This window comes from Massilia sp. Se16.2.3, assembly GCF_014171595.1.
Lineage (GTDB): Bacteria > Pseudomonadota > Gammaproteobacteria > Burkholderiales > Burkholderiaceae_D > Telluria.
The window spans coordinates 207,857-233,725 of sequence record NZ_CP050451.1 but is presented as its reverse complement, the minus strand read 5'-3'; the positions used below and the strand labels follow the sequence as shown (position 1 = coordinate 233,725).

The window sequence follows — 25,869 nt, the reverse complement described above, 5'->3', positions numbered from 1 at the left end:
CCATGAACTTCTCCCGCTTCTTTGTCGATAAACCCATCTTCGCGGCTGTGCTGTCGGTGCTGATCTTCGTCGGCGGCCTGATCGCGATCTTCCAGCTGCCGGTGTCGGAATATCCGGACGTGGTGCCGCCTTCGGTGGTGGTGCGCGCCCAGTACCCGGGCGCCAATCCGAAGGTGATTGCCGAAACCGTGGCCGCGCCGTTGGAGGAACAGATCAACGGCGTCGAGAACATGCTCTACATGTCCTCGCAAAACACCTCCGACGGCGCCCTGATGCTGACGCTGACCTTCGCCATCGGCACCGATATCGAGCAGGCCGAGACGCAGGTGCAGAACCGCGTCCAGCGCGCGCTGCCGCGCCTGCCCGAGGAAGTGCGCCAGATCGGCGTCACCACCGTGAAAAGCTCGCCCAACCTGACGATGGTGGTGCACCTGAATTCCCCGGACGGCCGCTACGACGACCTCTACCTGCGCAACTACGCGACCCTGAACGTCAAGGACCGCCTGGCGCGCATCCACGGCATGGGCGAAGTGCAGCTGTTCGGCTCGGGCGACTATGCGATGCGCGTCTGGCTCGATCCGCAGAAGGTGGCGGCGCGCGGCCTGACGGCAGGCGACGTCGTCGATGCGATTCGCGAGCAGAACGTGCAGGTGGCGGCCGGCGTCGTCGGCCAGGGGCCGAGCAAGGGCGCCGAGTTCCAGCTGACCGTCAACACGCAAGGGCGATTATCCAGTGTCGAGGAGTTCGGCAACATCATCGTGAAAACGGGCGAGGATGGCGCCACTACTTTTCTCAAGGACGTAGCGCGCCTCGAGATGGGATCGAATTCCTATTCGCTGCGCTCGCTCCTGAACAACAAATCGGCCGTCGCCATTCCCATCTTCGAGGCGCCGAACGCGAACGCGCTGCAGCTCTCGACGGACGTGCGTGCCACCATGGAGGAATTGTCCAGGGAGTTTCCGGAAGGTGTCGAATACAGCATTGTGTACGACCCGACCCAATTCGTGCGCGAGTCGATCGACTCCGTCATCCACACCCTGTTCGAGGCCATCATCCTGGTCGCCCTCGTCGTGATCGTGTTCCTGCAAAGCTGGCGCGCCTCGCTCATTCCGCTGCTGGCCGTGCCGGTGTCGGTGGTGGGCACCTTCGCCGTGATGCTGATGTTCGGCTTCTCGATCAATACGCTGTCGCTGTTCGGGCTGGTGCTGGCGATCGGTATCGTGGTCGACGACGCCATCGTCGTGGTCGAGAACGTCGAGCGCAACATCACGAATGGCTTGACCCCGCACGACGCGACCATCCAGGCCATGAAGGAAGTCAGCGGTCCGATCATCGCGATTGCCCTGGTGCTGTGCGCCGTGTTCGTGCCGATCGCTTTCGTATCGGGCCTGACCGGCCAGTTCTACCGCCAGTTCGCGCTGACGATTGCGATCTCCACCGTGATCTCGGCCTTCGCTTCGCTCACGCTCGCCCCGGCCTTATCAAGCGCGCTGCTGCAGGCGCATGATGCACCGAAAGACCGGCTGACCCGTGTCATCGACCGCCTGTTCGGCCGCTTCTTCGCCGGTTTCAACCGCTTCTTCGGACGCGCCTCGCACCGCTACGAAGGCGGCGTCAAAACCGTCCTGCGCCGCAAGACCGTGGCCCTGGCCGTGTATGCGCTGCTGGGCGTGGGCGCCGCCTTCATGTTCAAGGTGGTGCCGCCTGGCTTCGTGCCGCAGCAAGATAAAGCCTATCTGATCGGCTTTGCCCAGCTGCCGGACGCCGCCTCGCTCGACCGCACCGATGCCGTGATCCGCAAGATGTCGGCGATTGCCGCCGAAATCCCGGGTGTGGAATCGTCGGTGGCTTTCCCTGGCCTGTCGATCAACGGTTTTACGAATGCGCCGAACGCCGGCATCGTGTTCACCACCCTGAAGCCCTTCCACGAACGCAAAGGCAAGGAGCACTCGGCCGAGGCCATCGCCGCGGAGATCAACAAGCGCATGGGCGCGGTCGAAGACGCCTTCGTCATGGTGCTGCCGCCACCGCCCGTGAATGGCCTGGGCACCACCGGCGGCTTCAAGATGATGCTGGAAGACCGGGGTAATCTCGGCTACGACGCGCTGTACAAGGCGGCGCAGGCGATGCAGATGAAAGCCTGGGCAGACCCGCGCCTGCAGGGCGTGTTCTCCAGCTACCAGATCAACGTGCCGCAGCTGTTCGCGGACGTCGACCGGGTCAAAGCCAAGCAGCTCGGCGTGCCGCTGCAGACCATCTACCAGACCTTGCAGGTGAACCTCGGTTCGCTGTACGTGAACGACTTCAATCAGTTCGGCAGGACTTACCAGGTGCGCGTGCAGGCGGACGCCCCCTTCCGCTCGCAGCCGGAGCAGATCGCCCAGCTGAAGGTGCGCAGCATCAAAGGCGAGATGATCCCGCTGTCGTCCCTGATGCAGGTGAAGGACAGCTATGGCCCGGACCGCGTGCAGCGCTATAACGCCTATGTGTCGGCCGACATGAACGGCGGCCCGGCAGCGGGCGTGTCGTCGGGCCAGGCGCAGGCCATCATGGAGCAGATCGCCAAGGAGACGCTGCCGAAAGGGATCACCCATGAATGGACCGACCTGACTTACCAGGACATCCTGTCGGGGAACACGATGGTCTATGTCTTCCCGCTGTGCGTGCTGCTGGTCTTCCTGGTGCTGGCCGCCCAGTACGAAAGCTGGACCCTGCCGCTGGCCGTGATCCTGATCGTGCCGATGTCGATCCTGTGCGCGCTTCTGGGTGTGAAACTCACCGGCGGCGACAACAACGTGTTCACCCAGATCGCGCTGTTCGTACTGGTGGGACTGGCCTCGAAGAACGCGATCCTGATCGTCGAATTTGCCCGCGAACTGGAGCACCATGGCCGCAGCGTCGTCGACGCGGCACTGGAAGCGGCCAGGTTGCGCCTGCGTCCGATCCTGATGACCTCGATCGCTTTCATCATGGGTGTGCTGCCGCTGGTGTTCTCCAGTGGCGCCGGTGCCGAGATGCGCCATGCGATGGGTGTCGCCGTGTTTGCCGGGATGCTGGGCGTGACCTTCTTTGGCCTCTTCCTGACGCCGCTGTTCTATGTCCTGCTGCGCACGTTCGCGAAGCGTTTCGAAAAACCGGTCGTACGCCATCCAATGGTCGTCGCACCTGAAGGAGTCGCACCATGAATAGATTGAGCTTACGCGGCATGGCGCCGTTCCTGCTGGCGCCGCTGGTCGCCGCCGTGCTGTCGGCCTGCGCGGCGCCTGATTTCAAGCAGCCACAGATGGACGTGCCGGTCGCGTTCAAGGAAGCGCCAGGCAGCGTGCAGACGCTGGCGGACGGCAGCCGCTGGAAGCTGGCGCAGCCAAGCGAAGCGCAAGCGCGCGGCGAATGGTGGCTCGCTTTCCAGGACCCGGCCTTGAACGAGTTGATGGGGGAAGCGACCCGCAACAACGCCAGCCTGGCGGTGGCGGCGGCGCGGGTGAAGCAGGCGAGGGCGATCGCCGGTATCGCCCAGGCCGACCGCATGCCGCAGGTGGGGCTCGGCGTCGCTGCCCAGCGCGGACGGCCGTCGCCGCTCGAGGCTGGCCTGGCGCAGGGCACGCCGGTGCCGCCGCAGAACACCTACACGGCCAGCCTGAGCGCCAGCTACGAGGTCGATTTGTTCGGCCGCGTGGCGGCGAATGTCGAGGCCGCGCGCCAGGATGCGGGCGCGGTCGAAGCCAGCTACCGTTCGGTGCTGCTGTCGCTGCAGGCGGACGTGGCGCAAACCTGGCTGCGGCTGCGGGCGCTGGACGCCGAACTCGAGACCGTGAACCGGGCGGTGCGCCTGCGCGCAGAAAGCGTGGGGTGAACCAGCGCCGCTTCGACCTCGGCGACATCGGCGAATTCGACCTGACGCGCGCCAGGACCGAACTGGCGACGACGCGCGCCGAAGCGATCGGTCTGCAGCGCCAGCGCAGCACGGCGGAACACGCGCTGGCAACGCTGCTGGGCCGCCCAGCGGCGCACTTCACGGCCGCGGCCAGCCCGCTGCCGGACGCCCTGCAGTTGCCCGTCGTTCCCGCGGGTCTGCCATCGACCCTGCTCGAACGCCGCCCCGACATCGCGGCTGCCCAGCGCGGCATGCAGGCGGCGAACGCCCGCGTCGGCGTCGCGCGCTCGGCCATGTTCCCGGCGCTGGACATCACTGCGTCCGGCGGCGGCGTGGGCGGCACGGTGGCCGAAGTATTCAAGTGGAGCAGCCGCTCTGGGGTACTGGGCGCGCTGCTGTCGCTGCCCGTGATTGACGGCGGACGCAATGCGGCGAACGTCGCGCGCAGCGAAGCGGGGCTGGAAGAAGCGGTGGGGTCGTATCGCGAACGCGTGCTCGGCGCCTTTGCCGAAGTCGAGGACAACCTGGCCGGCCTGCGCATCCTGGCCGAACAGGGCGCGCAGCTGGACGAGGCGGTGGCGTCGGCCCGCCGCTCGGCCGAGCTGGCGCGCAAGCTCTACGACGCCGGCCGTTCCAGCTACCTCGACCTGCTCGACGCCCAGCGCAACCTGGCGGCCGCCGAGCGCAGCGCAGTGCAGTTGCGCGGCAACCGCGCCGTGACTACGGTGGCGCTGATCCGCGCGCTGGGCGGCGGCTGGGATGCGCCGGCGCGGGAAGATGCGCAGGCACGCAGATAAGCTGGCGTTAAGAATCGACCTGTATTGTTCTCATCAATCTCCTTGCGCGGCCCGCTCGCCGGCGGACCGCGCTTTTTTCGTGCAGCCGCGCTTTCTCCGCGCCCGCTAGAATGGCCGCATGACGAACGACTCCACGCTGACTGGCCTGGCCCCGATCCTGGCGCCCGACACCCGCATCCTCATCCTCGGCAGCTTCCCCGGCGCCACCTCGCTGGCGCAAGCCCAGTATTACGCCCACCCGCGCAATCAGTTCTGGAAGCTGGTCGGCGCGCTCGTCGACGAAGACTTGTACGGCCTGCCGTATGCCGAGCGCCTGCCGCGCCTGCTGGCGCACCGCATCGGCCTGTGGGACGTGCTCGGCGCCTGCGAGCGCGAGGGCAGTCTCGATTCCGCCATCCGCAATCCCGCCGCCAACGATTTCGAGCGCCTGCGCCATCTGTGCCCGGCGCTGGAAACGGTTGGCTTTAACGGCCAGGCTTCGGGCAAGTTCGCGCCGCAGTTTGCCGCGCAGGGTTACAGGACCGTAGTGCTGCCATCCAGTTCTCCGGCGCACATGGCGATGAGCTTCGAGGAGAAACTCGGCATGTGGCGCCAACTGATGCCGCAGGAAGAGAGCAGCCCACCGCGCCAGCTCGGCTTCGACGACCTGTTCCGCCAGCGCGAGGATTGAACGTGCGCGATGCCGAGTGTTGTTGGTGACAGGCAAATCTGCGCTCGTCCGTACGCGCTTTCGCCAGCCGTGTTACACTGTGTTCAGTCGAAGAGGTCTTGAAGGCCTCGACGACATCCCGCAGGAGCCCGCAGCGCGACATGTGTAAGGTCGCAAGCGACCAGCCAGGCGGGATTGATTCAAGATACCTTGATCGACTTACACGATTGGCCGCACCACGCAGATAGCATGGGCATCCTGAGTTCCGCACCTTGCAGATAGCATCGGCTGGAACAGCGATACAAAGTATTGGCAACCATTGAAACGAAGCCCGCAGCAAGCGGGCTTTTTTTTCTCCCCGCGCAGGTCGGCGTCCGGCTGCAGTCCCGGATCGAAGCCGCCGCCGTCACTGTCCGCTTCCACAGCGGCCCATTCACTCTCACTCCGGTCCAGTCCCCGCGAACACTGGCTACCGACAGCATTCGTCATGGCGGCATTGCTATTTGCCGGCTCGCGGCATCACACCAAAGGAAGAAGAACATGGCAAAAGAAGAACTGATCGAAATGAATGGCCAAGTCACCGAAGTGCTGCCGGAACTGCGTTTCCGCGTCGACCTCGACAACGGCCACAAGCTGATCGCCTACACCTCGGGCCGGATGAAGAAGAACCATATTCGCATCCTGGCCGGCGACAAGGTCACGCTCGAACTGTCGCCGTATGACCTGAACAAGGGCCGTATCGTGTTCCGTCATATCGAGACGCGTGGCGCGCCACCGGCACGTACCGGCGGCTTCCAGCGTCGCCGTTAATACGGCGATGAGCGGACGCCCTTAAAGCGGCTCCGCGGCCCCGAGCGATGCGCGCAGGTTTTCCAGCGCGATCGCCGGCGCCAGCAACACCAGTGCAGCTGCCGACATCTAGCGGCCGCGCGCAGCAAGTCCCAACAAGAATGCCGGCAGGCCGCGTACGACGGTCGTGTCGACAAGCAGTTCCAGCCTGGCCGCAGCGCCAGGGCGGCACGCTACCCGCGGCCCGCACCAGCGTGCAAGACGCCCCGGTGCGATATGCGCCCCGGCGCCTGCAGGCGCAGCGCAGGCTGCGACGCAATGATCGCCCGGGCGGCGGACCAGGTCCCGGCCCAGCCCGTCGCCTGCCGCATCGATTCAACCCCCACATTCCCATCGAGCGCACGCAGCTCCGGCCGCGTTCCCAGGTCGTTCGGCAGCGTCAGCCGCGTCACGATGCCCGCCTTGCGCAGGCAGAGCAGCATCCACCAGCCCGGATCCCATTCGCCCGCAAACAGCCCCAGCTTCGCCGAACCGGGGAAAGCGTGGTGGTTGTTGTGCCAGGATTCTCCCATCGTCAACAGCGAAGTCCAGCCGATATTGCGGCCCTGGACCGCGGCGCCGTCGACCACGTGGTGCATGCCGCCGGCATTGTGCGCAAAGTAGCCGATCAGCCAATGCCCGGTGACGCCCGCCGTTATCCGCGCACAGACACCCCACACCACGAAGGCCCAGCCGCCCGCCAGATACAGCAGCAGGGCCGGCGGCAGCTGTTGCAGCATCCAGGTGCGCTCGAGGAAGCGGTAGAAGCGGTCTCCCGCAACCGCTCCCGGCACGGCGATCCGGGGCGGGCGTTCGAGCTGCAGCTCGCAGAACAGCTGCCACCAGCCGTCGGCCAGCAGGGATCGGCCGTGGCGCAGGTAGGGATGGCAGTCGGGTTGGCGCTGGGCGTAGTCGCGCAGGTCGTGCTGGCGCAGCAGCCCAAGTGGGCCGGACAGCCCGACCTGCACGCCGAGGTAGACCAGCAGGTATTCCAGCCACTTCGGACAATCGAAGCTGTCGTGGATCAGTTTGCGGTGGCTGCCGAGGGAATGGCCGAACAGCAGGACGGTCCCTGTAGCGAGGACGAACAGCAGCAGCGCGCTCCAGCTGAAGGTGAGGGTGCCGCCGACAAGCGCGACGGTCGCCATCGATCCCAGCCAGATCGATTTCAGGGGCGACCAGGTTACCCGGCCTGTCATGACGTCGCCCTGGTGAGCGTCGTGGGGTGCGATCGTGCGATGGCGGCTTCCTGGCTGCGGCATGCTGTGTCCTCTCAGTTGGATTGGCGTTTTTTTGCGAGGTCGGCCGACTTGCGCTTGAGCGGCGCGGCGGTCGGGCACAGGTTGAAGAGAAACCCGGACAGATGGTTGGCCAGGTGGTCGGCATTCAGGCGGTAATACACGTATTGCCCGCGCCGCTCGCTCGACACCAGTTCAGCGTTCTCCAGCACCGACAGATGGCGCGAGACCGCGGGCGTGCTGATGCCGAGCTGCTCGGCCAGTTCGCTGGTCGTCAGTTCGGTGCTGCCCAGCAGGGCGAGGATCTTGCGGCGCGGGGTCGAGGCCAGCGCATCGAAAACTTTATCTATGCTCATGATGGGTGTGAGTTGCGTAATTAACTAATTCGTTAATTTATTGTGCGCGCAACTGGCGATGCTGTCAACTTCCGGAATCAGTCTTGCCGCAGCATGGGCTCAGTGCACGCTTGGGCCGCTGGCGGCGCTGAGGCCGCGCAGTTTCTCGAGCTTGGCCGTGTAGCGGGTACGCGAGTCGGCACGCACGCTGGTATCGCGCGCCAGTGCCAGCTGCTTGCGCGCCGGCGCCATCTCGCCCAGCTGCATATGAGCCAGTCCGAGCCAGAAATGGAATTCGTCGTTGTAGGGCGCGCGTGCCACCTCGCGCGCAAACAGCGCACGGGCGCGGGCGAAGTCGCCGGCGCGGTAGGCGTCCATGCCCCGGTTGAAGTAGTGGAAGGGCGGCGCCGGATAAAGGCGCGCGATGCGTTCGTTCAGCTGCTGCGCTTCGGCCGGCTTGCCGTTCGCCGCGAGCAGCGGCGCCAGGTTCTGCATTACGACCAGGCTGTCGGGATCGCGTTCGAGGGCGGCGCGGTAGACGCGTTCGGCCTGCAGCGGGCGGCTGCTGCGCTGGTAGATCACGGCCAGGTGTTATACGCCGGCAGCAGCCCCGGCCGCGCCAGCAGCGCGGCTCTGGCCCACCAGTAGGCCTGGGCATGGCGGCCCTGCAGCATTTCCTCGGCGGCGCGGTTGTTCATGTACAGCGCGACGATGTCGGCTTCCTCGAGTTCGCGCGTGCGCAGGCGGGAAGCGTCGCGCGAGGCCAGGAAGTCGATCGTCAGTTCGCTGTCGGGCGCATAGGTGTTGAACAGCGGCTGCGCCGGCGCCAGGCTGATGTTCACGTGCTCGCTGACCAGATACAGGGAAGTCGTGCGGCTCCAGGTGTCCTCGGCCTCCACGCTCTGGAAGCGCACCTTCATGCCCAGTTCGCGTGCGAAGGCAGCCGTCATGATCACCAGCGACAGGCAGTTGCCCGAGCGCGCGGCATAGGTCTGGGCCGCGGTCTGGGTGACGGTTGCATCGTAGTCGAGCTGCAGGTCGCTTTTCGTGTAGAGGGCGTTGACCAGCCCGCGCGCCGCGCCTTTTTCGCGCAGTTTCGCCTGGAAGGCATGGCTGCGCAGGTGCGCTTTCATGGCCGGGCTCAGGGTGAACAGGTCGCTGGCATCGGCAGGACGGCCTGGTGCCGGGAAGGCGCTGTCGTCGAGCAGCGCGGCCAGGGCCGAGGGCTCGGCAGGGCGTGTCATCGTGCCGGCGCAGCCAGCCAGGCAGGCGCACAGGATCAGGGAAAGGATTCGCACCGGGGTTCGCATGGCGCCTCCGCGACTGTCAATACAGGCAGTATCGGCTGCGCGCGCGGCGCTGTCAAAAGCGGCGTGCTGCCGCAGTGCGCGAATTACTGGTCGTCGTGCAGGGCTTCTTCGAGTTCGTCGAGCAGCTCGGCCGTTTCGTCTTCGTCCAGCGAGAGGTAGGCGCGGGCGCGTTCGCCGCCCTTGTCCCACTCGGGCGAACCGGCATGGCCCCTCGGTAGCGGCGGATCGCCCGCTCGGCCAGCAGCGACAGCGCCACCAGCGAGCGCACCAGGTCGTCGGTGTGCTCGTCCTCGATCACGGCGTAGTCGTGGTGGTGCAGGATGGCCCAGGTCACCTCGCTCGACAGGCCCCAGTTGCGCGCCAGCAGGGCGCCGATGGCGGCGTGGCTGGTGCTGTGGCGTTCGTCCTCGATCGCCGTGAATGGGCGCAGGGTGTCGGCGCCGGCGTCCTGGAAGGTGGTGGCGTAATCCGGGAAACGTCCCATCAAGAGCGGCACGCCGGTGTCGCAGAACAGGCCGAAGGTGTGGGCGATGTCGGGCGCGCCGATGCGCAGGCGGCGCGACAGGAACACCATCGCATGCGAGCGCCGCGTCGACACGTCCCAGAAGCTGGCCAGGGCCGGGCTCTCGGCCGGAATCGCCTGGCGCGCCAGCAGGCCGGTCATCAGGGCCGCCACCTGGTTGATGCCGAGGAAGAGGATGGCCTGTTCGATCGACTTCGCGCGGCGGCCGCCGTACAGCGAGGAATTGGCCAGTTTCAGCAGCGCCCCGGACATGCCGACGTCGCGCGCGACGATGCGGCCGATGGTCTCGGGCGACGGATCGATTGATGCCAGCTCGGCCTGCAGGTCGGCCAGCAGGCTCGGACGCGGCGGAATGCGGATCGACTTGATCAGCTCGTCGACAGGATCGCTGGGCGCAAGTGCGGCTGCGGGAGATTTCGCGGCCGACACGCGAGCCATCGCGGCGCGAGCGGGTATTGCTTTCGCTGCAACTGTGCTCATGGAGGGGTGATGCTTTCAGGAAATAAAGCGGAGAGCATCACTATAAACCAAGTGCCGTTTCCATGCAGCAATAGCCCGAATTATGTGGCAAAACGGACAGAGCGCTGTTGCGGAGCTGTCTAGAATCGATGGCATGGATACCATGAATGCAGCCATGTCCCCGGCGGCCACCCTTGCCGGCATCGACTTTCTTGCGCCTGCCGAGGTCGTGGCGCGCCAGCTGATCGGGGTCGTCGTGCTGATCGATGGCGTCGGCGGACGCATCGTCGAGACCGAAGCCTATGACCGCGAAGATCCGGCTTCGCATGCCTATTCGGGACCGACCGAGCGCAACTTCGCCATGTTCGGCCCGCCCGCGCACGCCTATGTGTACCGCTCCTACGGCATCCACTGGTGCCTGAATTTCGTCTGCCGCGAGGAGGGGCATGGCGCCGGGGTGCTGATCCGGGCGATCGAGCCCCTGGCGGGACTGGACCAGATGCGCGTCCGGCGCGACGCGGAGGACCCGCGCCAGTTGTGCTCAGGGCCTGGCAAGTTGTGCCAGGCCCCTGAATGTGACGCGCGACTTCAACGGCAAGTCGCTGCGCGAGCCACCCTTCCTGCTGCAGCCGGCCGCGCCCGGCCTGGAGGTGGTGAGCGGGCCGCGCATCGGCATTTCGAAGGCGATGGACGTACCCCGGCGCTTCGGCCTGGCCGGCTCGCCTTTCGTCAGCCGCCCTTTCCGCTGACGCGGCTGCGTTGGCGCGGCGCAGGGTTTGCGGCGTGCGCCAGTGCACGGGGTGCCTGCGTGCGCATCGGGCTGCCCGGTGCGCGCCGTTCGCGCGGATCGTGAAAGTCGGCGGCGCCGTCGATCGCATCGGTGTCGGCCTCGGCTTGCGCCAGCGGTTCGATCCCGTCGACCTTGAAGACCGAGACGGCGCGCGCCAGGTTCACGGTCTGCTCGTGCAGGCTTTCGGCCGCCGCCGCCGCTTCTTCCACCAGCGCCGCATTCTGCTGGGTCATGTCGTCCATCTGGCCCACCGCGCGGTTGACTTCAGCGATGCCGTCGGCCTGCTCGGTGCTGGCCACGCTGATGCGTTCGATGATGTCGTTCACCTGCTGCACCGAGGCGACGATGTGGCCCATGCTGCTGCCCGCTTCGTTGACCGAGGCCGCGCCGCCGTCGATGATGGCCACCGAATCGGCGATCAGGGCCTTGATCTCCTTGGCCGCCGCCGCCGAGCGCTGTGCCAGCGTGCGTACCTCGGAAGCCACCACGGCAAAGCCCCGTCCCTGTTCGCCTGCGCGCGCCGCTTCCACCGCCGCGTTCAGGGCCGGATATTCGTCTGGAAGGAGATGCCGTCGATGACGCCGATGATCTCGACGATCTTGCGCGAACTGGACTTGATCGATTCCATCGTCGTCACTGCGCGGTCGACCGCCTGGCCGCCGTGGCTGGCCAGGCGCGCCGCTTCGGCCGCCAGGTCGGTGGCCAGGCGCGCGTTGTTCGCGTTGTCCTTCACCGCCACCGTCAGGGTTTCCATCGCGCTGGCGGTCTGCTCGAGCGAGCCGGCCTGCATTTCGGTACGGGTCGACAGGTCGAGGTTGCCGGTGGCGATTTCGCGCGAGGCCGTGTCGATCGATCGAACCGACGTCAGGATGGCGTGCAGGGTCGTGTTCAGGGTCGCGATCGTGTGGTCGAGGGCGCGCGAGGTGTCGGCGATCTCGTCGCCGCCCGTGCTGGCGGTGGCAGTGGCCAGGCGGCCTTCGGCCAGTTCGGCGACCACGTCGGAGATGGCGCGGATATCGCCCAGCATGGCACGCCGCACCAGCATCGTCACGGCCAGCGACAGCGTGATCGACAGCAGCACCAGTATCGCCATCGACACCCCGAAGGTGCGGAACTCGGCGCCGGCGGCGGCATAGGCTTCCTCGCTCAGGCGCGTTTCCAGCGCGGCCAGTTGCGCCAGCTGGGTGTTCAGTACGCCGAAGTCCTTCTCGGCCTTCTGCATCGAGTTGGTGGCAATCGACTGGTCGACCTGGGCCATCTCGATGGTTTCCAGTACCGCCTTGCGGTAGGCCGCCAGCGATGCGCTGGACGCATCGATCAGCTTGCGCTCGGCCGGGTCGGCCACCTTGGCCAGGTCTCCCAGCCGGGTGGCGATCGCGCCGTGCTTCTTGCCAATGTCGGCGATCAGGGCGTCGAGGCGGTTCTTGGCAAAGCTGCCGCTGATCCAGGCCAGCAGCTGATAGATGTTCGCGTGCGCATATTTCGCTTCGCCGGCGACGTCCGCGGTGTCCTGCAAGCGCGCCGCGCGCACCTGCACCATGTTCTCGAGCGAGGCATGCTGGCGCACCATGCCGTAGTAGGCAGCGCCGGAGAGCAGCGTCAGCAGCACCAGCACCAATCCCGGCGCCAGCAGCAGCTTCGGCCCGATCCGTAGTTTTTTCAGCATGCTCCACCTCCAGCTATACAAAAGAAAAGGGCGGCCGCAGCCGCCCGGTACCCGCGTCGATTACTTCTTGTAGATGCCCGCTTCCAGCACCACGCCATCGACCAGCAGGATGTAGGTGGTCTTCGGCTCGATCTTGCCGGTGGTGGGGTTCTTGTACTGGTAGTCGACCCAGCCCTTGCCCTTGGCGGCGGCCAGTTCGATGATCTCGCGGCGGTATTTCTTGCCGTTCGCATCGGGCACGTCGACCAGGTCCTTGCCGACGATCGACGGGTTGTAGGGATGCGCCAGCACGATGCCGGTCTTGACGTCGCGCAGGTCGACGTACAGTTCGCCCTGGACGAAGTCCGGGTCCTTGGCATTGATGCGCTTCATCATTTCATCCTTGCCCTTGGCCTTGACCAGGGCGGCGCCGCGTTCGGCCATGGCGATCGCGTCTTTTTCGGTCGGTTCATTAGCCAACGCACCGGAGCAAGCGAGTCCGAGGCACAGGGCGGTGGCAGTGGCGAGTAGCTTCATGGAAAATCCTTTCGGTAAGACCTGCATGGGGTAAAACTTGCTTAAGTGCATTAAGGAATGTACGCCCACTTCCAGCAGGCAATTTGATCGCGCGCAAGGCGCAGGGCAAGGTGGCGACAACATGCCACATGTCTTTCCACAAAGAATATGTTCCTTTGGGAAAGCTTTACTCCTTTTGTTGATTGCGTGCAACTCTTGCGGGATGGCTGCTTCCTAAGATGGATTCCCGCCCGCGAACTTCTTTTTCGAGAATTCGCTGGCCGTCCTCACCACACCATCTTTCCTTTCCAGGAGCATGCCGTGACCGCCATCGAATCGACACCCGCCAAGTTCAAGCCGTATACGCGCCAGACCATTGCCCTGGCACGCCAGTGGCAGTGGATGAGTCCCGAGTTGCAGGAAGCAACCCAGGTCGTCTCGCACGTACTGCCGTTTCGGGTCAATGAATATGTGCTCGACCAGCTGATCGACTGGGACAGGATTCCCGACGACCCGATCTTCCGCCTGACCTTCCCGCACCGCGACATGCTGCCCCCGCGCGAGTACGAGCAGCTGCGCGACCTGGTGCTGCACAAGAAGGACGATGCCGCCATTGCGAAACTGGTGCACCAGATCCGCATGCGCATGAATCCGCACCCGGCCGGCCAGATGACCCACAACGTGCCGCGCGTGAACGACGCGCCCCTGCGCGGCCTGCAGCACAAGTACAAGGAAACCGTGCTGTTCTTCCCCAGTTCGGGCCAGACCTGCCACGCCTATTGCACCTTCTGCTTCCGCTGGCCGCAGTTCGTCGGCATGGACGACATGAAGTTCGATGCGCGCGAAAGCGGCGAACTGGTGTCGTATCTCATCAGCCAGCCGGAGGTGACGGACGTGCTGATCACCGGCGGCGACCCGATGATCATGAATACGCGCTCGCTGACGGAATTCCTGGAACCCCTGCTGGCGCCCGAGCTGGCGCACATCCAGAACATCCGCATCGGCACCAAGTCGGTGGCCTACTGGCCGCAGCGCTTCGTCTCCGACAAGGATTCCGATGACCTGCTGCGCCTGTTCGAACGCGTCGTCAAGGCCGGCAAGAATCTCGCCATCATGGGCCACTACAACCACGCTGTGGAACTGCGCCACCCGATCGCCCAGCAGGCCGTGAAGCGCATCGTCGGTACCGGCGCCACGCTGCGCATGCAGGGCCCGCTGATCCGCCACATCAACGAAGACCCGAAAAGCTGGGCCGAACTGTGGACCACTGGCGTGCGCCTGGGCGCCATCCCGTACTACATGTTCGTCGAGCGCGACACCGGCCCGAGCGATTATTTCGCGCTGCCGCTGGCCCGCGCCCACGAGATCTTCCAGTCGGCCTATTCGATGGTGTCGGGCCTGTCGCGCACCGTGCGCGGGCCATCGATGAGTGCCTTCCCCGGCAAGGTCGTGATCGACGGCGTGGTGACGATCAACGGCGAAAAGCTGTTCGCGCTGCAGTTCCTGCAGGCCCGCAATCCGCAATGGGTGCGCAAACCCTTCTTCGCCAAATACGATCCCGACGCCACCTGGCTCGACCACCTGAAACCCGCGTTCGGCCGCAAGAAGTTCTTCTTCGAGGAAGAGGGCGGCGACGCCGGCCAGCATGCAGCGCACGGGCGGGTGATTCCGATCGCCTCCGCGCGCACGCACGACGGCCGCGCCAGCGACAGCCAGCCCAGCGCCGCCTGATAGCGCGTCATGGGCGACCACGACTCGCCACGCTTATCCGGCGTGGCGGTTTTCTCCTGCGTGTTCCTGCCGTTCGCGCTCGGACACTACCTGTCCTCGCTGCTGCGCAACGTGAACGCGGTGCTGGCGCCCGACCTGGTCGCTTCTCTCGCGCTCACGCCCGGGCAGCTGGGCCTGCTCACCAGCGCTTTCTTCTTTGCGTTTGCGCTGGTGCAGCTGCCGGTGGGGATCGCGCTCGACCGCTACGGGCCGCGCCGCGTGCAGCTGGTGCTGATGCTGCTGGCGGCGGCGGGCGCGCTGCTGTTCGCGCGCGGCGGCAGCTTCCTGCAGCTGGTGCTGGCGCGGGCCGTGCTTGGCTGCGGCCTGGGCGGCTGCTTCATGTCGGCGGTGAAGGCCATCTCGACCTGGATCGCGCCGCGCAAGCTGCCCTCGGTGCATGGCTACCTGATCGCCGTCGGCGGACTGGGCGCGGCCACCAGCACCATGCCGGTGCGCATGGCGCTGCAGCACACCGACTGGCGCGACCTGTTCGTGGCGCTGGCCCTGCTGATCGCGGCCAGCGGGGTGCTGATCTGGCTCATCACGCCGAAGACGCACCCGCCCGCAACCGCGCCGGCAAGCAGCAAGCAGCCCCTGGCCGCCTCGATCCTGAGCGTCTACCGGATGCCGGCTTTCCGCTCGACGATCTCGCTGGTGCTCCTTCCCCATGCCGTTTTCTTCGGCATCCAGGGCCTGTGGATCGGGCGCTGGCTGTCCGACGTGGCACGCTTTCCCAACGATGCGGTGGCCTACCTGCTGTATCTGGGCATGGCGGCCGTCATCTTCGGCGCGATTGCGGTCGGCATGATTACCGAGTGGGCAGGGCGGCGCGGCGTGCAGCCGGTCGACGTCGCCGGCATCGGTGTCGCCCTGTTCCTGCTGGTGCAGATTGCCTTCGTGGTCGGCTACAAGCCGAGCTTCCAGCTGCTCTCGGTGCTCTTCACGCTGGTGGGCACGATCACCGGCATCGAATACGCGATCGTCGCCCAGAGCATGCCGCGCGAACTGACCGGGCGCGCCGCTACCTGCCTGAACCTGCTGATTTTCGTCGGTGCCTTCCTGGTGCAGGCGGGTTTCGGGCTGGTGGTCGGCTGCTGGCAGCCGGACGGCGGCGGGCATTATCCCGCGCTGGCTTACCAGGTTGCGTTCGCGGCACTGGTGCTGCTGCAGTTGCCCGGCCTGCTGGCCTGGCTGCGGCGATGCCTGCTGGCGCGGCGCGGCGCAGGGGCTCCTGAAAGCGTGCGCGAAGAGCTGGGCGGGGAGGCGCATACGCCGGCCTAGGGCGCCAGCGTGCATGCACGGGAAGCGGCTTGTATCGGATGAGGCGGTATTGACTTTATTGCTACAATCGGTCGCATCGCCTCGTCCGATCCAGGAGACTCCCATGCGCCCTCATTCGTCGTCGATCCTCGCCGCCATGCTGTTCGTCCTTGCCGGCTGCGGCGACAAATCCACCCTGCCAGCCGGCGCCGGCATCGGTCCGAATCCCCAGCTGCCGCAACCCCATAAAACCCTGATCCCGACGGTGCACATCGCACCCGCCAAGGGCTGGCCGGCCGGCGCCAAGCCACAAGCCGCGGCCGGGCTGGCGGTGAACGCGCTGGCGACCGGGCTCGATCACCCGCGCTGGCTGTACGTGCTGCCCAACGGCGATGTGCTGGTGGCCGAATCGAACAAGCCGAAGCCGCCCGAGGAAGGAAAGCGCAACGAAGGCATCCGCGGCTGGATCATGGGGAAAGTCATGGCCAAGGCCGGGGCCGGCGTGCCCAGCGCCGACCGCATCACCCTGCTGCGCGACAGCGATGGCGACGGCGTGGCCGAAACCCGCGGCGTCTTCATGAAAGGCCTGCATTCGCCTTTCGGCATGGCCCTGGTCGGCGACACGCTGTACGTGGCGAACGCCGACGCCATCGTGCGCGTGCCCTACAAGGAAGGCGCCACCGAAATCACGGACACGCCGCAGCAGGTGGCGGCACTGCCGTCCGGGATCAACCACCACTGGACCAAGAACATCCTCGCCAGCCGCGATGGCAGCAAGCTGTATGCCACCGTCGGCTCGAACAGCAATGTCGGCGAAAACGGCATGGAGAACGAGGTCAATCGCGCCGCCATCCTCGAAGTGGATGTCAACAGCGGCGCGACGCGCCTGTTCGCGTCCGGCCTGCGCAACCCGAACGGCCTGGCTTGGGAACCGCAGACCGGCGTGCTGTGGACGGTGGCGAACGAGCGCGACGAGATCGGCAGCGACCTCGTACCCGACTACCTGAGCTCGGTGAAGGAGGGCGCCTTCTACGGCTGGCCCTACAGCTATTATGGCCAGCACGTCGACGAACGGGTGAAACCGCCGCGCCCGGACCTGGTGGCCAAAGCCACCGCACCGGATTATGCCCTCGGCGCCCACGTGGCTGCGCTCGGACTCTCGTTTGCCAGCGGCGCCCAGCTCGGGCCGCGATTCGCGAACGGCGCCTTCATCGGCCAGCACGGCTCCTGGAACCGCAAGCCGCTGTCGGGCTATAACGTCGTCTACGTGCCCTTCGCGAACGGTAATCCAAGCGACAAGCCGGTCGAGGTGCTGACCGGTTTCGTCGACGCCGGCGGCAACGCGCTCGGCCGCCCGGTCGGCGTGGCCATCGACAAGCGCGGCGCGCTGCTGGTGGCCGACGATGTCGGCAACGTGGTCTGGCGCGTGCGCGCCGCTGCGGCCCAATAAGGCGCAGCCTTGGTATCATGACGGCCTTTCACGATGACAGGAAAAACGCATGAGATTGGTACGCTATGGCCGCCCGGGCAAGGAAAAACCGGGCCTGTTCGATGAAGAAGGGCGCCTGCGCGACCTGTCCGGCGTCATCGACGATATCGATGCCGCGGCCCTGAATGAGCGCGCGCTGCGTAAACTCGCCAAGATCGACGCGAAGACGCTGCCGCTGGTGCGCGGTACGCCGCGCCTGGGCGTGCCGGTGGCGCGCGTCGGCAAGTTCATCGGCATCGGCATGAACTATGCCGACCACGCCGCCGAAACCGGCGCCGCCGTGCCGCCTGAACCGGTTTTCTTTACCAAGGCGACCAGCTGCCTGAACGGCCCGGACGATCCGATCCGCCTGCCGCAAGGCTCGAAAAAGACCGACTGGGAAGTCGAACTCGGGGTCGTGATCGGCACCCGCGCGCAATACGTCAGCGAAGAAGAGGCCCTGAAGTTCGTGGCGGGCTACTGCGTGGTGAACGACGTATCGGAACGCGCCTTCCAGTTCGAGATGGGTTCGCAGTGGGACAAGGGCAAAGGCTGCGACACCTTCGGTCCAGTCGGCCCCTTCCTCGTCACGCGCGACGAGATCTACGACGTGCAGGACCTCGACCTCTACCTGGAACTGAACGGCAAGCGCATGCAGACCGGGAACACGTCGAAGATGATCTTCACGGTGGCGCAGATCGTCAGCTACGTCTCGCGCTTCATGACCCTGGAGCCGGGCGACATCATCACCACCGGCACCCCGCCGGGCGTCGGCATGGGCCGCAGCCCGCAGCGTTTCCTGAAAAAGGGCGACAAGCTGCGGCTGGGGATTGCGGGGCTGGGCGAACAGCAGGCGGAAGTGGTGGCGTTTCCGAAATAGGCGCGATCAGGCGTAGGGTGGGCGCCCCGTGCCCACGCTGAAAGACCGCATCGTGCCTGCGTATGCCGTAGGGTGTGCGGCTCCACCTGTACCTGTTGAATTTACGCGACGCATGCGCCGCACACGCGTTCAACGAACGGATGAGTGCCGCAACTGTTCGCAGGACCGTTGAACGCGTGGGCGGCGCACACGCAGCGTGTGTTCAAATGTATGGGTCGAGCCGCACACCCTACGCCTTCACCGCCGCATCTACCGCCTCCGCCAGCCGCGCCACCATCTCCGACAACTCGCCCGCCGTCACGATGAACGGCGGCGCCAGCAGCACATGATCGCCGCGCTGGCCGTCGATCGTCCCGCCCATCGGATACACCATCAGCCCGCGCGCCATCGCTTCCGCCTTGATCGCCGCGTGCAGCTTGCGTGCCGGCGCGAACGGCTCCTTGCTGGCCCGGTCCTGCACCAGCTCGATCCCGACGAACAGCCCGCGTCCGCGGATGTCGCCCACGTGCGGATGCTTGCCGAAGACATCGCCCAGCATGCGCCGCAAGGTCGCGCCGCGCTGCCGCACCTGCGCGAGCAGGCCGTCGCGCGCGATCACCTGCTGCACCGCCAGCGCCGCCGCTGCCGCCACCGGGTGGCCGATATACGTGTGCCCGTGCAGGAAAGCGCCGCTGCCGTGGCGCAGGCGCTCGACGATCGCCCCTGCGCCAGCACCGCGCCCACCGGCTGGTAGCCCGCCCCCAGTCCCTTGGCAACTGTGATGATGTCGGGCGCCACGCCGTCCTGCTCGATCGCATACATGCTGCCGGTGCGGCCCATGCCGCACATGACTTCGTCGGCGATGAACAGGATGCCGTGGCGGTCGCAGATGGTGCGCACGCCCCGGAAGTAGCCCGGCGTGGGCGGGATGGCGCCGCCGGTCGCGCCCACCACCGGCTCGGCGACGAAGCCGATGACGTTCTCCGGCCCGGCGGCGATGATCGCCGTCTCGAGTTCGTCGAGCAGGGCCGCCGTGTAGGCATCCTGCGACTGGTGGGCGAGGCGGTCGCGGTACTCGTAGCAGGGGCGCCACCCGCGGCACGTCCATCAGCAGCGGGGCGAACGGCTTGCGGCGCCACTCGTTCCCACCGACGGCGAGGGCGCCGAGCGTGTTGCCGTGATAGCTCTGGCGGCGCGCGATGAAGACCGAGCGCCGGTGTTCTCCGCCCTCGACGAAGTACTGGCGCGCCAGCTTCAGCGCCGTCTCCATCGCCTCCGAACCGCCCGAGACCAGGTACACGGCCTCCATCCCGGCAGGGGCATTCGCCACCAGCCGTTCCGCCAGTTCTTCGGCCACTTCCGTGGTGAAGAAGGCCGTATGCGCATACGCGCAGCGGTCGATCTGGCGGTGCATGGCTGCGATGACGTCGGGATGCCCGTGCCCGAGCGAGGACACGGCCGCACCGCCGCTGGCGTCAAGATAGGCCTTGCCGGTGCTGTCGAAGACTGTCACGCCGCTGGCGCGCACGGCGACAGGCGGCGTCTGGCGCAGGCTGCGGTGGATGATGTAGCTCATGGCATGGGCCTCCGGTGGAAATAGGGGAGAGGAGTGATCGCGGAAGTTGACGTTCGACAATAATGGTGGGGGGACGGGATTCCTTTGATCTTTCACGGAAGCTGTGCGAATATTTTTCCGTCTCGACATTTCCGCGACGCTGACATGACCGATCGCCTCCGCCCGATTCCGCCGGACCAGTTGACCGAAGCCCAGCGCCGCGCCGCCCAGGCCGTGATCGAAGGGCCGCGGGGTGCCCTCTATGGCCCCTTCGTGCCCTTGCTGCGCAGTCCCGAACTGCTGGAAAATGCCCAGCGCATGGGCGAATACCTGCGCTACCGCAGCGCCATCGGGGTACGCCTGTCCGAGCTCGTGATCCTGATCACGGCACGCCAATGGAACCAGGGTGTCGAATGGGCGATCCACGCGCCGATCGCGGCCCAGGTCGGAATACCCCCGGACGTGATCAGTGCGATCGGGCAGCGCCAGCGCCCGGACGGCATGCTGGTCGACGAATCGGTCGTGCACGACTTCTGCATCGAACTGCACCAGAACAAGCAGGTCTCGGACCGCACCTACACGCAGGCGGTCGCCCTGTTCGGCGAGCAGGGCGTGGTCGACCTGATGGGCCTGAACGGCTACTACACCTTCCTGGCCATGGTCATGAACACGGCCCAGACCGAAATCCCGGTGTCGAGCGCGATGCCCTTGCCCGAGTAGGCCTCAGTTGCAGGAAGGCAAGGCGGCGTGTCGTTCCCTTGCCACACTCTCGTTCGCTTTTTCGCCAAAACTTGGAAACCTCCCACCTTGCATAGCACAAAGGCGAAATAGGTATTCTAATGAAACCATGAGTGTGCGGATGGTGGATACCAGAAGTTATCGGTCTTCCTGACACCGTTTGTCCTCGTCTCTCGTTGCGAAAACAAGTTCTTGACTGCAAAGCGAACATTTTGCCGCCACAGCACTTGCGTAAGTAGCAGGGCTGGCTGTCAGTCAGACCACGATCAACTTGCGAAAGATTAACGATGAAATTCATGAAGAAACTTATCTGTAGCGCGGTCCTTGCATGCTGTTCCACCACCGCGGCCATGGCCGCCCCGCTCCTGAACGGCTGGGTCTTCAATCCGTCCGGCACCGGTTTTACTGGCGGTCAAGCCATCAATGAATACCTGGATGTCAACGGCAACGCATTCATCGAGCTCAAAGCGACGGGCGGTACCTCCTTCTCGTTCAAGGAAACGGCCGTATTCAATATCACCCAGGCCGACAGCAATGGAAAACTGTTCCCGATTAACTACCTTGGAGGCAATATCACGGCCACCTTCGAGGCCGTCGGCAGCGGCGACTTCAACGGCGCCTTCAGCTTCACGGGCGGCACCATCCGCCTGTACCAGAACCCGACCGCTGGCCAGTACGGCAGTACCCAGGGTTACTTTGGTGCCAACCTCGGCAATGTGATCGCCGAGTTCACCGTCTTCGGCGGTGGCGGCCTGGTCGATGCCAGCGGCAGCCCGACCAACAATGGCCAGGTGAGTGTCTTCGCGCAGGCAGCGCCAGGCATGCTCGACAGCGGTTATTTCTTCGACCGCAACGGCCACGACCTGTCGGCCGATTCCATCCTGTCGTTCGCCTTTACCAATGCCAATACGGTCAGCAAGCCAGGCACGCGCCTGGTGAACGAAGTGGCTTGCCAGTTCGGCGGTTTCACGGGGCCGGGCTGCAAGGGCGGCACCTACCGCAACAAGCCGCAAGAGTATTTTTTCCTGGGTAGCAATGGCCAGCTGAAGCTGGGCCGCGAGGCCGAGGTGCCGGAACCGGCTTCGCTGGCGCTGTTCGGCGCAGCCCTGCTCGGTGCGGGGATGGCGTCGCGCAAGCGCCGCGAGAAGGCGTAAGGGGCAGCAGCAAAAAAGAGCGGCATTGCCGCTCTTTTTGATTGTCCAGGCAAATGCGGCCCTGCGTTCAGGTATGTGCGCCTTGGGTCCACACGGCCTGCATGCCCAGCAGATGCAGGACGATCCAGCTGGCGATGGCCACTGCCGCGACCAGGATAGCGGCCTGGCCCAGGATCTTGCCGCGAGGCCAGGTGTCGTCCACGCGCCGTGCGAACAGCCCGGCAAGCACCACCCACTGCACCAGGGTCAGCAGGTAGCCGATCGTATTGCCCAGGAAAAAACTGGCGCTGTTCGCGCTATGCATCTTCCCCGCGAAGATGAAGGGGTACAGGTTCAATACCCAGGGGCTGTCGTTGACCAGCATGATCACGCCCAGCCCGAGCGGTGCGGTCAGGAAGCCGACGAGCACGTACAGGGGCACCGCCAGCACGACCATGGCGCACAGCGCCACCACCGCGAAGCTTTGCCCGCGGCTCAGCGATCCCGAGTCCGCCGCCATCAGGCCAGCGCTTCCTTGGCAGCCTCTTCCGGCGTCAAGCCATCGTAGAACAGGTCGGTGAACCACTCGACCTGCTCCTCGATATGCTCCTGCGCCTGTTCCTGCGTCGCGCCGCCGGCGACCAGATGCTTTTCAACCTCGATGCACCAGTTGATCAGTGCCAGGGTTTCTTCGTCGAGTTCTTCTTTCTTGGCCATGTCGGACCTCCAAATGAAAACGGGAGCCGCGGCTCCCGGTGGTTGTAGCTCAGGCCAGTACTTTACGCAGCCAGGCTGAAATGTCCTGGACTTCCTCGAAACACAGCGAATGCTGCATCGCGTATTCGTGCCATTCGATATGGTAGCCGAGTCCCTTGAGCACGTCGCGCGACTGCTCGGCGCGCAGGAAAGGCACCACGTGGTCCTGGCGGCCGTGCGCCATGAAGATCGGGGTGTCGATGCTTTCTTCGGTGCGCTCGTGCGGCACGTGGGTGTGCAGCGGCAGGTAGCCCGACAGGCAGAGCATGCCGGCCAGCTTTTCCGGGTGGCGCAAGCCCGTCTGCAGCGTCATCGCGCAGCCTTGCGAAAAGCCCGCCAGGATGATCTTCGAGGCCGGGATGCCGCGCGCCTTTTCGCGTGCGATCAGCGCCTCGACGTCGCGCTGCGAATTGCGCAGGCCGGCTTCGTCTTCGCGGCGGGTCAGTTCGGCACCTGTGATGTCGTACCAGGCGCGCATGACGTAGCCGCCGTTGACGGTCACGGGAATCGTCTTCGCGTGCGGGAACACGAAACGGATGCCGGGCATGCCTTGCAAAGCGAGCTCGCGCACCAGCGGCACGAAGTCGTTGCCGTCGGCGCCCAGGCCGTGCAGCCAGATGATCGCGGCCGTTGGATTCGGCGCGGTGTCGATTTCGATGTTTTGCAGCAGTTCGCTCATGCGTTGTCCTGTGGTGTGGGCGTGGCCGGGCGCTGCGCGTTCTTCGGGCGCCAGGCCTGGCTCACGGCCGGATTGGTTTCCATGTACGGTCCGCCGATCAGGTCGATGCAGTAGGGGACGGCAGCGAAGATGCCGCCGGCGACCACCTTGCCATCGGCGTCTTTCAAGCCTTCCAGTGTTTCCTTGATCGCCTTTGGCTGGCCCGGCAGGTTCATGATCAGCGCCGCGTGCTGGGGCGTCTCGCGGATCACCGCGACCTGGCGCGACAGGATCGCCGTCGGCACGAATTTCAAGCTGATCTGGCGCATCTGCTCACCGAAGCCGGGCATCTCCTTGGTGCCGACAGCGAGCGTGGCCTCGGGCGTGACGTCGCGCCGCGCCGGGCCGGTGCCGCCGGTGGTGAGCACCAGGTGGCAGCCGGCCACGTCGACCAATTCGACCAGGGTCTGCTCGATCTGCGCGCGCTCGTCGGGAATCAGGCGCGCCTCGATGCGATACGGCGTGGTGATGGCCGAGGCCAGCCAGTCCTGCAGCGCAGGAATGCCCTTGTCCTCGTATACGCCGCCGCTGGCGCGGTCCGAGACCGAGACCAGGCCGATGACAAGGGGCACCTCCTTACTCGTCCGCAGGCTCATCGTCAACGGACTCGTCATCCGCGTCGTCTTCGCCAGCCGCCGGCTTGGCCTGCTTGCCCAGGTCCTTCAGGATCTGGAACAGTTCGCGATAGGCCTTCGGCGGCTTCGATTCGGCCTGTTCCTTGCGCGCATTGCGGATCAGCGTGCGCAGCTGCTGCACGTCCAGTTCCGGGTGCTCTTCCAGCAGCGCGGTCAGGGCCTTGTCGTCGGTGAGCAGCTTTTCGCGGCGGCGTTCCAGCGCGTGCAGCGCGGCCGTCTCGGCCTTCGAGGCGCCTTTCCAGCTGTCGATGGTGCGCTTGATGACGGCCACTTCCTCTTCCGAGAGGGTACGCATCATCTTGCCGACATACTGCAACTGGCGGCGCCGGCCCTCGTGGTTGGTGATGGTCTGGCACATCAGGATCGCGTCCTTGACCTCGTCGGGCATCGGCACGCGCTTGACGCGGTCGCGGGGCTCGGCGATGAGCTGGGCGCCGAGCTTTTGCAGCTCGTCCGACTGGCGCTTCAGCTCGGACTTGGAAGGACGCTCGTATTCTTGCTCGAATTCGCTGGACTGGAAGCCCACTGAGCCGCGGTTTGGATTAGGCATGGTATGGATGATCCGATTGGCACGGGGCCGATCAGTAAAAACAGTAAACGGCTGCTATGATAACTGTTTTAGGGCTCGCTACGAAAAACACACATGAACGACTCCGTTTTTACCCACACCCAGGACCAGCTGAAAGAGCTTGCGCGTAAGGTGCTGGCCTTTGCCCGCGAAGAGGGCGCCACCGATGCTTCGGTGGAAGTCAGCGAGGGCAGCGGGCTGTCGGTCGGAGTACGTCGTGGCAAGATCGAGACCATCGAACAGAACAAGGACAAGGGCATCGGCGTCACCGTCTATGCCGGCCAGCGCCGCGGCAACGCCAGCACCTCCGATTTTTCCGAAGCCTCGCTGCGCGCCACCGTCGAAGCGGCCTGGAACATCGCCCGCTTCACCGCCGAGGACGAAGCGGCGGGCCTGCCCGACGCCGACATGCTGGAGATGAACCCGCGCGACCTGCGCCTGTGCTACCCCTGGCAGATCACGACCGAGGAAGCGGTGGAGCTGGCGCAGCGCTGCGAGAACGCCGCTTTCGAAGTCGACCCGCGCATCACCAACAGCGAAGGCGCCAACGTCTACGTGCAGCAGTCGCATTTCGTCGCGGCCAATACGCGCGGCTTCATCGGCGGCTACCCGTTCTCGCGCCACACCTTGTCCGTGGCGCCGATCGCCGGCAAGGGCAACAAGATGCAGCGCGACGACTGGTACACCTCGGCGCGCGACCCGAAAAAGCTGGCCAAACCGGAAGCCGTGGGGCGCTATGCCGCCGAACGTGCCCTGGCACGCCTGAACGCGCGTAAACTCGATACCCGCACCTGCCCGGTGCTGTTCGAAGCGCCGCTGGCGGCCGGCCTGCTGGGCGCGTTTGTCCAGGCCACCTCGGGCGGCTCGCTCTACCGCAAGTCGAGCTTCCTGCTCGATACGCTCGGTAAACCAGTCTTCCCGAGCCATATCCAGATCCTCGAAGACCCGCACGTGATCGGCGAAGTCGGCTCCTCGCCCTTCGACGAGGAAGGCGTGCGCACGGTGCGGCGCAAGGTGGTAGCCGATGGCGTGCTGCAGGGTTATTTCCTGTCCTCGTATTCGGCGCGCAAGCTCGGCATGCAAACTACGGGCAATGCCGGCGGCTCGCATAATCTCACCATCACCTCCGATGAAACGAAGCTGGCCGACGACTTCGAGGGCATGCTGCGCAAGATGGGCACCGGCCTCCTGGTAACGGAGCTGATGGGGCAGGGCGTAAACTATGTCACGGGCGACTATTCGCGCGGCGCCTCGGGCTACTGGGTCGAGAATGGCGTCATCCAGTATCCGGTCGAGGAAGTCACGATCGCCGGCAACATGCGCGAGATGTTCCAGCAAATCGTTGCCGTCGGCAACGACGTGCTCAACCGTGGCAACAAGACGGTCGGATCGATCCTGATCGAGAAAATGGTCGTCGCAGGTAACTGAACTATCTACAGTGTTTC

At 65.5% G+C, this 25,869-nt stretch carries 23 protein-coding genes and 4 pseudogenes; 12 read left to right on the top strand and 15 right to left on the bottom strand.

Annotated features, from left to right (window positions below; all coding sequences use genetic code 11):
• Positions 1-2: 2 nt before the first annotated feature.
• The 4 genes and pseudogenes from G4G31_RS01115 (at position 3) to infA (ending at position 6,130) form a co-directional block, all read left to right on the top strand.
• A complete protein-coding gene (locus G4G31_RS01115; RefSeq protein ID WP_182989941.1) occupies positions 3-3,185 on the top strand; it encodes an efflux RND transporter permease subunit in 3,183 nt (1,060 codons plus the stop codon).
• A pseudogene (locus tag G4G31_RS01110) lies at positions 3,182-4,671 on the top strand (efflux transporter outer membrane subunit). Before G4G31_RS01115 ends, G4G31_RS01110 begins: the two are co-directional and overlap by 4 nt.
• Before the next feature lie 118 nt (positions 4,672-4,789).
• Positions 4,790-5,341, top strand: a complete 552-nt coding sequence (locus G4G31_RS01105; RefSeq protein ID WP_182989940.1) for a DNA-deoxyinosine glycosylase — start codon at positions 4,790-4,792, stop codon at positions 5,339-5,341.
• A 519-nt stretch (positions 5,342-5,860) separates the two neighbouring features.
• Positions 5,861-6,130 carry a translation initiation factor IF-1 gene (gene infA, locus G4G31_RS01100; protein WP_182989939.1) on the top strand — a complete coding sequence of 90 codons (270 nt, stop codon included), beginning with the start codon at positions 5,861-5,863 and terminating at the stop codon, positions 6,128-6,130.
• 212 nt (positions 6,131-6,342) lie between these two features.
• Here infA and G4G31_RS01095 read toward each other — a convergent pair whose 3' ends face one another.
• The 5 genes from G4G31_RS01095 to G4G31_RS01075 all read right to left on the bottom strand — a co-directional run bounded on the left by G4G31_RS01095 (position 6,343) and on the right by G4G31_RS01075 (position 9,992).
• Entirely contained in the window at positions 6,343-7,410 is a 1,068-nt protein-coding gene (locus tag G4G31_RS01095; RefSeq protein ID WP_182989938.1) for an acyl-CoA desaturase, read from the bottom strand.
• Between the two features lie 11 nt (positions 7,411-7,421).
• Positions 7,422-7,742, bottom strand: coding sequence for a helix-turn-helix transcriptional regulator (locus G4G31_RS01090; RefSeq protein WP_182989937.1), 321 nt, complete (start codon positions 7,740-7,742; stop codon positions 7,422-7,424).
• A gap of 99 nt (positions 7,743-7,841) precedes the next feature.
• The gene (locus G4G31_RS01085; RefSeq protein WP_182989936.1) at positions 7,842-8,303 is read right to left on the bottom strand and encodes a tetratricopeptide repeat protein; all 462 of its coding nucleotides are present in this window, start codon (positions 8,301-8,303) and stop codon (positions 7,842-7,844) included.
• The gene (locus G4G31_RS01080) at positions 8,300-9,019 is read right to left on the bottom strand and encodes a hypothetical protein (protein ID WP_182989935.1); all 720 of its coding nucleotides are present in this window, start codon (positions 9,017-9,019) and stop codon (positions 8,300-8,302) included. Before G4G31_RS01080 ends, G4G31_RS01085 begins: the two co-directional genes overlap by 4 nt.
• 64 nt (positions 9,020-9,083) lie before the next feature.
• On the bottom strand, positions 9,084-9,992 hold the full coding sequence (locus tag G4G31_RS01075; RefSeq protein ID WP_308621995.1) for an HDOD domain-containing protein: 909 nt from the start codon (positions 9,990-9,992) through the stop codon (positions 9,084-9,086).
• A gap of 196 nt (positions 9,993-10,188) precedes the next feature.
• On the opposite strand from G4G31_RS01075, the pseudogene G4G31_RS01070 reads away from it, so the two are divergent.
• Positions 10,189-10,762: pseudogene (locus tag G4G31_RS01070) on the top strand (DNA-3-methyladenine glycosylase).
• Here G4G31_RS01070 and G4G31_RS27945 read toward each other — a convergent pair.
• Genes G4G31_RS27945 through G4G31_RS01060 form a run of 3 tightly spaced genes read right to left on the bottom strand, consistent with a single transcriptional unit; the run spans position 10,743 to position 12,985 of the window.
• Positions 10,743-11,333 carry a methyl-accepting chemotaxis protein gene (locus G4G31_RS27945; RefSeq protein WP_308621993.1) on the bottom strand — a complete coding sequence of 197 codons (591 nt, stop codon included), beginning with the start codon at positions 11,331-11,333 and terminating at the stop codon, positions 10,743-10,745. The pseudogene G4G31_RS01070 and the gene G4G31_RS27945 sit on opposite strands and share 20 nt — an antisense overlap.
• Positions 11,334-11,341: 8 nt before the next feature.
• Positions 11,342-12,469 (bottom strand): MCP four helix bundle domain-containing protein, encoded by a 1,128-nt coding sequence (locus G4G31_RS01065; protein WP_308621991.1) that lies wholly within the window; start codon positions 12,467-12,469, stop codon positions 11,342-11,344.
• 60 nt (positions 12,470-12,529) lie between these two features.
• Positions 12,530-12,985, bottom strand: a complete 456-nt coding sequence (locus G4G31_RS01060) for a cache domain-containing protein (RefSeq protein WP_182989934.1) — start codon at positions 12,983-12,985, stop codon at positions 12,530-12,532.
• A 300-nt stretch (positions 12,986-13,285) separates the two neighbouring features.
• On the opposite strand from G4G31_RS01060, the gene G4G31_RS01055 reads away from it, so the two are divergent.
• From G4G31_RS01055 to G4G31_RS01040, 4 genes are all read left to right on the top strand, one after another.
• Positions 13,286-14,695 (top strand): KamA family radical SAM protein, encoded by a 1,410-nt coding sequence (locus G4G31_RS01055; RefSeq protein ID WP_182989933.1) that lies wholly within the window; start codon positions 13,286-13,288, stop codon positions 14,693-14,695.
• 9 nt (positions 14,696-14,704) lie between these two features.
• Complete coding sequence (locus tag G4G31_RS01050) at positions 14,705-16,015, top strand: MFS transporter (protein WP_182989932.1); 1,311 nt, start codon at positions 14,705-14,707, stop codon at positions 16,013-16,015.
• Between the two features lie 103 nt (positions 16,016-16,118).
• A complete protein-coding gene (locus G4G31_RS01045) occupies positions 16,119-17,444 on the top strand; it encodes a sorbosone dehydrogenase family protein (protein ID WP_182989931.1) in 1,326 nt (441 codons plus the stop codon).
• 49 nt (positions 17,445-17,493) lie between these two features.
• The gene (locus tag G4G31_RS01040) at positions 17,494-18,342 is read left to right on the top strand and encodes a fumarylacetoacetate hydrolase family protein (RefSeq protein ID WP_182989930.1); all 849 of its coding nucleotides are present in this window, start codon (positions 17,494-17,496) and stop codon (positions 18,340-18,342) included.
• 229 nt (positions 18,343-18,571) lie between these two features.
• Here the strand turns inward: G4G31_RS01040 and G4G31_RS28780 are convergent.
• Together G4G31_RS28780 and G4G31_RS28775 are read right to left on the bottom strand one after the other, a co-directional pair.
• Positions 18,572-19,347 (bottom strand): annotated as a pseudogene (locus G4G31_RS28780) (aminotransferase class III-fold pyridoxal phosphate-dependent enzyme).
• A 124-nt stretch (positions 19,348-19,471) separates the two neighbouring features.
• Positions 19,472-19,897 (bottom strand): annotated as a pseudogene (locus G4G31_RS28775) (aminotransferase class III-fold pyridoxal phosphate-dependent enzyme); the annotation flags it as partial.
• A gap of 144 nt (positions 19,898-20,041) precedes the next feature.
• On the opposite strand from G4G31_RS28775, the gene G4G31_RS01030 reads away from it, so the two are divergent.
• Both G4G31_RS01030 and pepA read left to right on the top strand, forming a co-directional pair.
• Entirely contained in the window at positions 20,042-20,596 is a 555-nt protein-coding gene (locus tag G4G31_RS01030; protein WP_182989929.1) for a carboxymuconolactone decarboxylase family protein, read from the top strand.
• A gap of 314 nt (positions 20,597-20,910) precedes the next feature.
• A complete protein-coding gene (pepA, locus tag G4G31_RS01025; protein WP_182989928.1) occupies positions 20,911-21,768 on the top strand; it encodes a flocculation-associated PEP-CTERM protein PepA in 858 nt (285 codons plus the stop codon).
• Positions 21,769-21,835: 67 nt separating this feature from the next.
• Here pepA and G4G31_RS01020 read toward each other — a convergent pair whose 3' ends face one another.
• From G4G31_RS01020 to yjgA, 5 genes are read right to left on the bottom strand one after another with little or no spacing between them, the layout of a single operon-like run.
• Positions 21,836-22,267 (bottom strand): hypothetical protein, encoded by a 432-nt coding sequence (locus G4G31_RS01020; RefSeq protein WP_182989927.1) that lies wholly within the window; start codon positions 22,265-22,267, stop codon positions 21,836-21,838.
• Positions 22,267-22,464 (bottom strand): hypothetical protein, encoded by a 198-nt coding sequence (locus G4G31_RS01015; protein WP_182989926.1) that lies wholly within the window; start codon positions 22,462-22,464, stop codon positions 22,267-22,269. Before G4G31_RS01015 ends, G4G31_RS01020 begins: the two co-directional genes overlap by 1 nt.
• Before the next feature lie 49 nt (positions 22,465-22,513).
• Positions 22,514-23,182, bottom strand: a complete 669-nt coding sequence (locus tag G4G31_RS01010) for an alpha/beta hydrolase (protein WP_182989925.1) — start codon at positions 23,180-23,182, stop codon at positions 22,514-22,516.
• Complete coding sequence (mog, locus tag G4G31_RS01005; protein ID WP_182989924.1) at positions 23,179-23,835, bottom strand: molybdopterin adenylyltransferase; 657 nt, start codon at positions 23,833-23,835, stop codon at positions 23,179-23,181. Before mog ends, G4G31_RS01010 begins: the two co-directional genes overlap by 4 nt.
• Positions 23,798-24,406 carry a ribosome biogenesis factor YjgA gene (gene yjgA / locus G4G31_RS01000; RefSeq protein ID WP_182989923.1) on the bottom strand — a complete coding sequence of 203 codons (609 nt, stop codon included), beginning with the start codon at positions 24,404-24,406 and terminating at the stop codon, positions 23,798-23,800. Before yjgA ends, mog begins: the two co-directional genes overlap by 38 nt.
• A gap of 93 nt (positions 24,407-24,499) precedes the next feature.
• Here yjgA and pmbA point away from each other — a divergent pair, with 93 nt between their 5' ends.
• Complete coding sequence (gene pmbA / locus G4G31_RS00995) at positions 24,500-25,852, top strand: metalloprotease PmbA (protein WP_182989922.1); 1,353 nt, start codon at positions 24,500-24,502, stop codon at positions 25,850-25,852.
• Positions 25,853-25,869 lie beyond the last annotated feature (17 nt).

Coding starts and splice junctions, on each gene's coding strand:
- G4G31_RS01050 (WP_182989932.1), top strand. CDS start 14,705: ATGGGCGACCACGACTCGCCACGCTTATCCGGCGTGGCGGTTTTCTCC.
- G4G31_RS01060 (WP_182989934.1), bottom strand. CDS start 12,985: ATGAAGCTACTCGCCACTGCCACCGCCCTGTGCCTCGGACTCGCTTGC.
- G4G31_RS01115 (WP_182989941.1), top strand. CDS start 3: ATGAACTTCTCCCGCTTCTTTGTCGATAAACCCATCTTCGCGGCTGTG.
- pmbA (WP_182989922.1), top strand. CDS start 24,500: ATGAACGACTCCGTTTTTACCCACACCCAGGACCAGCTGAAAGAGCTT.
- infA (WP_182989939.1), top strand. CDS start 5,861: ATGGCAAAAGAAGAACTGATCGAAATGAATGGCCAAGTCACCGAAGTG.
- G4G31_RS01095 (WP_182989938.1), bottom strand. CDS start 7,410: ATGCCGCAGCCAGGAAGCCGCCATCGCACGATCGCACCCCACGACGCT.
- pepA (WP_182989928.1), top strand. CDS start 20,911: ATGAAGAAACTTATCTGTAGCGCGGTCCTTGCATGCTGTTCCACCACC.
- mog (WP_182989924.1), bottom strand. CDS start 23,835: ATGACGAGTCCGTTGACGATGAGCCTGCGGACGAGTAAGGAGGTGCCC.
- G4G31_RS01105 (WP_182989940.1), top strand. CDS start 4,790: ATGACGAACGACTCCACGCTGACTGGCCTGGCCCCGATCCTGGCGCCC.
- G4G31_RS01075 (WP_308621995.1), bottom strand. CDS start 9,992: ATGGCTCGCGTGTCGGCCGCGAAATCTCCCGCAGCCGCACTTGCGCCC.
- G4G31_RS01030 (WP_182989929.1), top strand. CDS start 20,042: ATGACCGATCGCCTCCGCCCGATTCCGCCGGACCAGTTGACCGAAGCC.
- G4G31_RS01015 (WP_182989926.1), bottom strand. CDS start 22,464: ATGGCCAAGAAAGAAGAACTCGACGAAGAAACCCTGGCACTGATCAAC.
- yjgA (WP_182989923.1), bottom strand. CDS start 24,406: ATGCCTAATCCAAACCGCGGCTCAGTGGGCTTCCAGTCCAGCGAATTC.
- G4G31_RS01065 (WP_308621991.1), bottom strand. CDS start 12,469: ATGCTGAAAAAACTACGGATCGGGCCGAAGCTGCTGCTGGCGCCGGGA.
- G4G31_RS01045 (WP_182989931.1), top strand. CDS start 16,119: ATGCGCCCTCATTCGTCGTCGATCCTCGCCGCCATGCTGTTCGTCCTT.
- G4G31_RS01090 (WP_182989937.1), bottom strand. CDS start 7,742: ATGAGCATAGATAAAGTTTTCGATGCGCTGGCCTCGACCCCGCGCCGC.
- G4G31_RS01040 (WP_182989930.1), top strand. CDS start 17,494: ATGAGATTGGTACGCTATGGCCGCCCGGGCAAGGAAAAACCGGGCCTG.
- G4G31_RS01020 (WP_182989927.1), bottom strand. CDS start 22,267: ATGGCGGCGGACTCGGGATCGCTGAGCCGCGGGCAAAGCTTCGCGGTG.
- G4G31_RS01010 (WP_182989925.1), bottom strand. CDS start 23,182: ATGAGCGAACTGCTGCAAAACATCGAAATCGACACCGCGCCGAATCCA.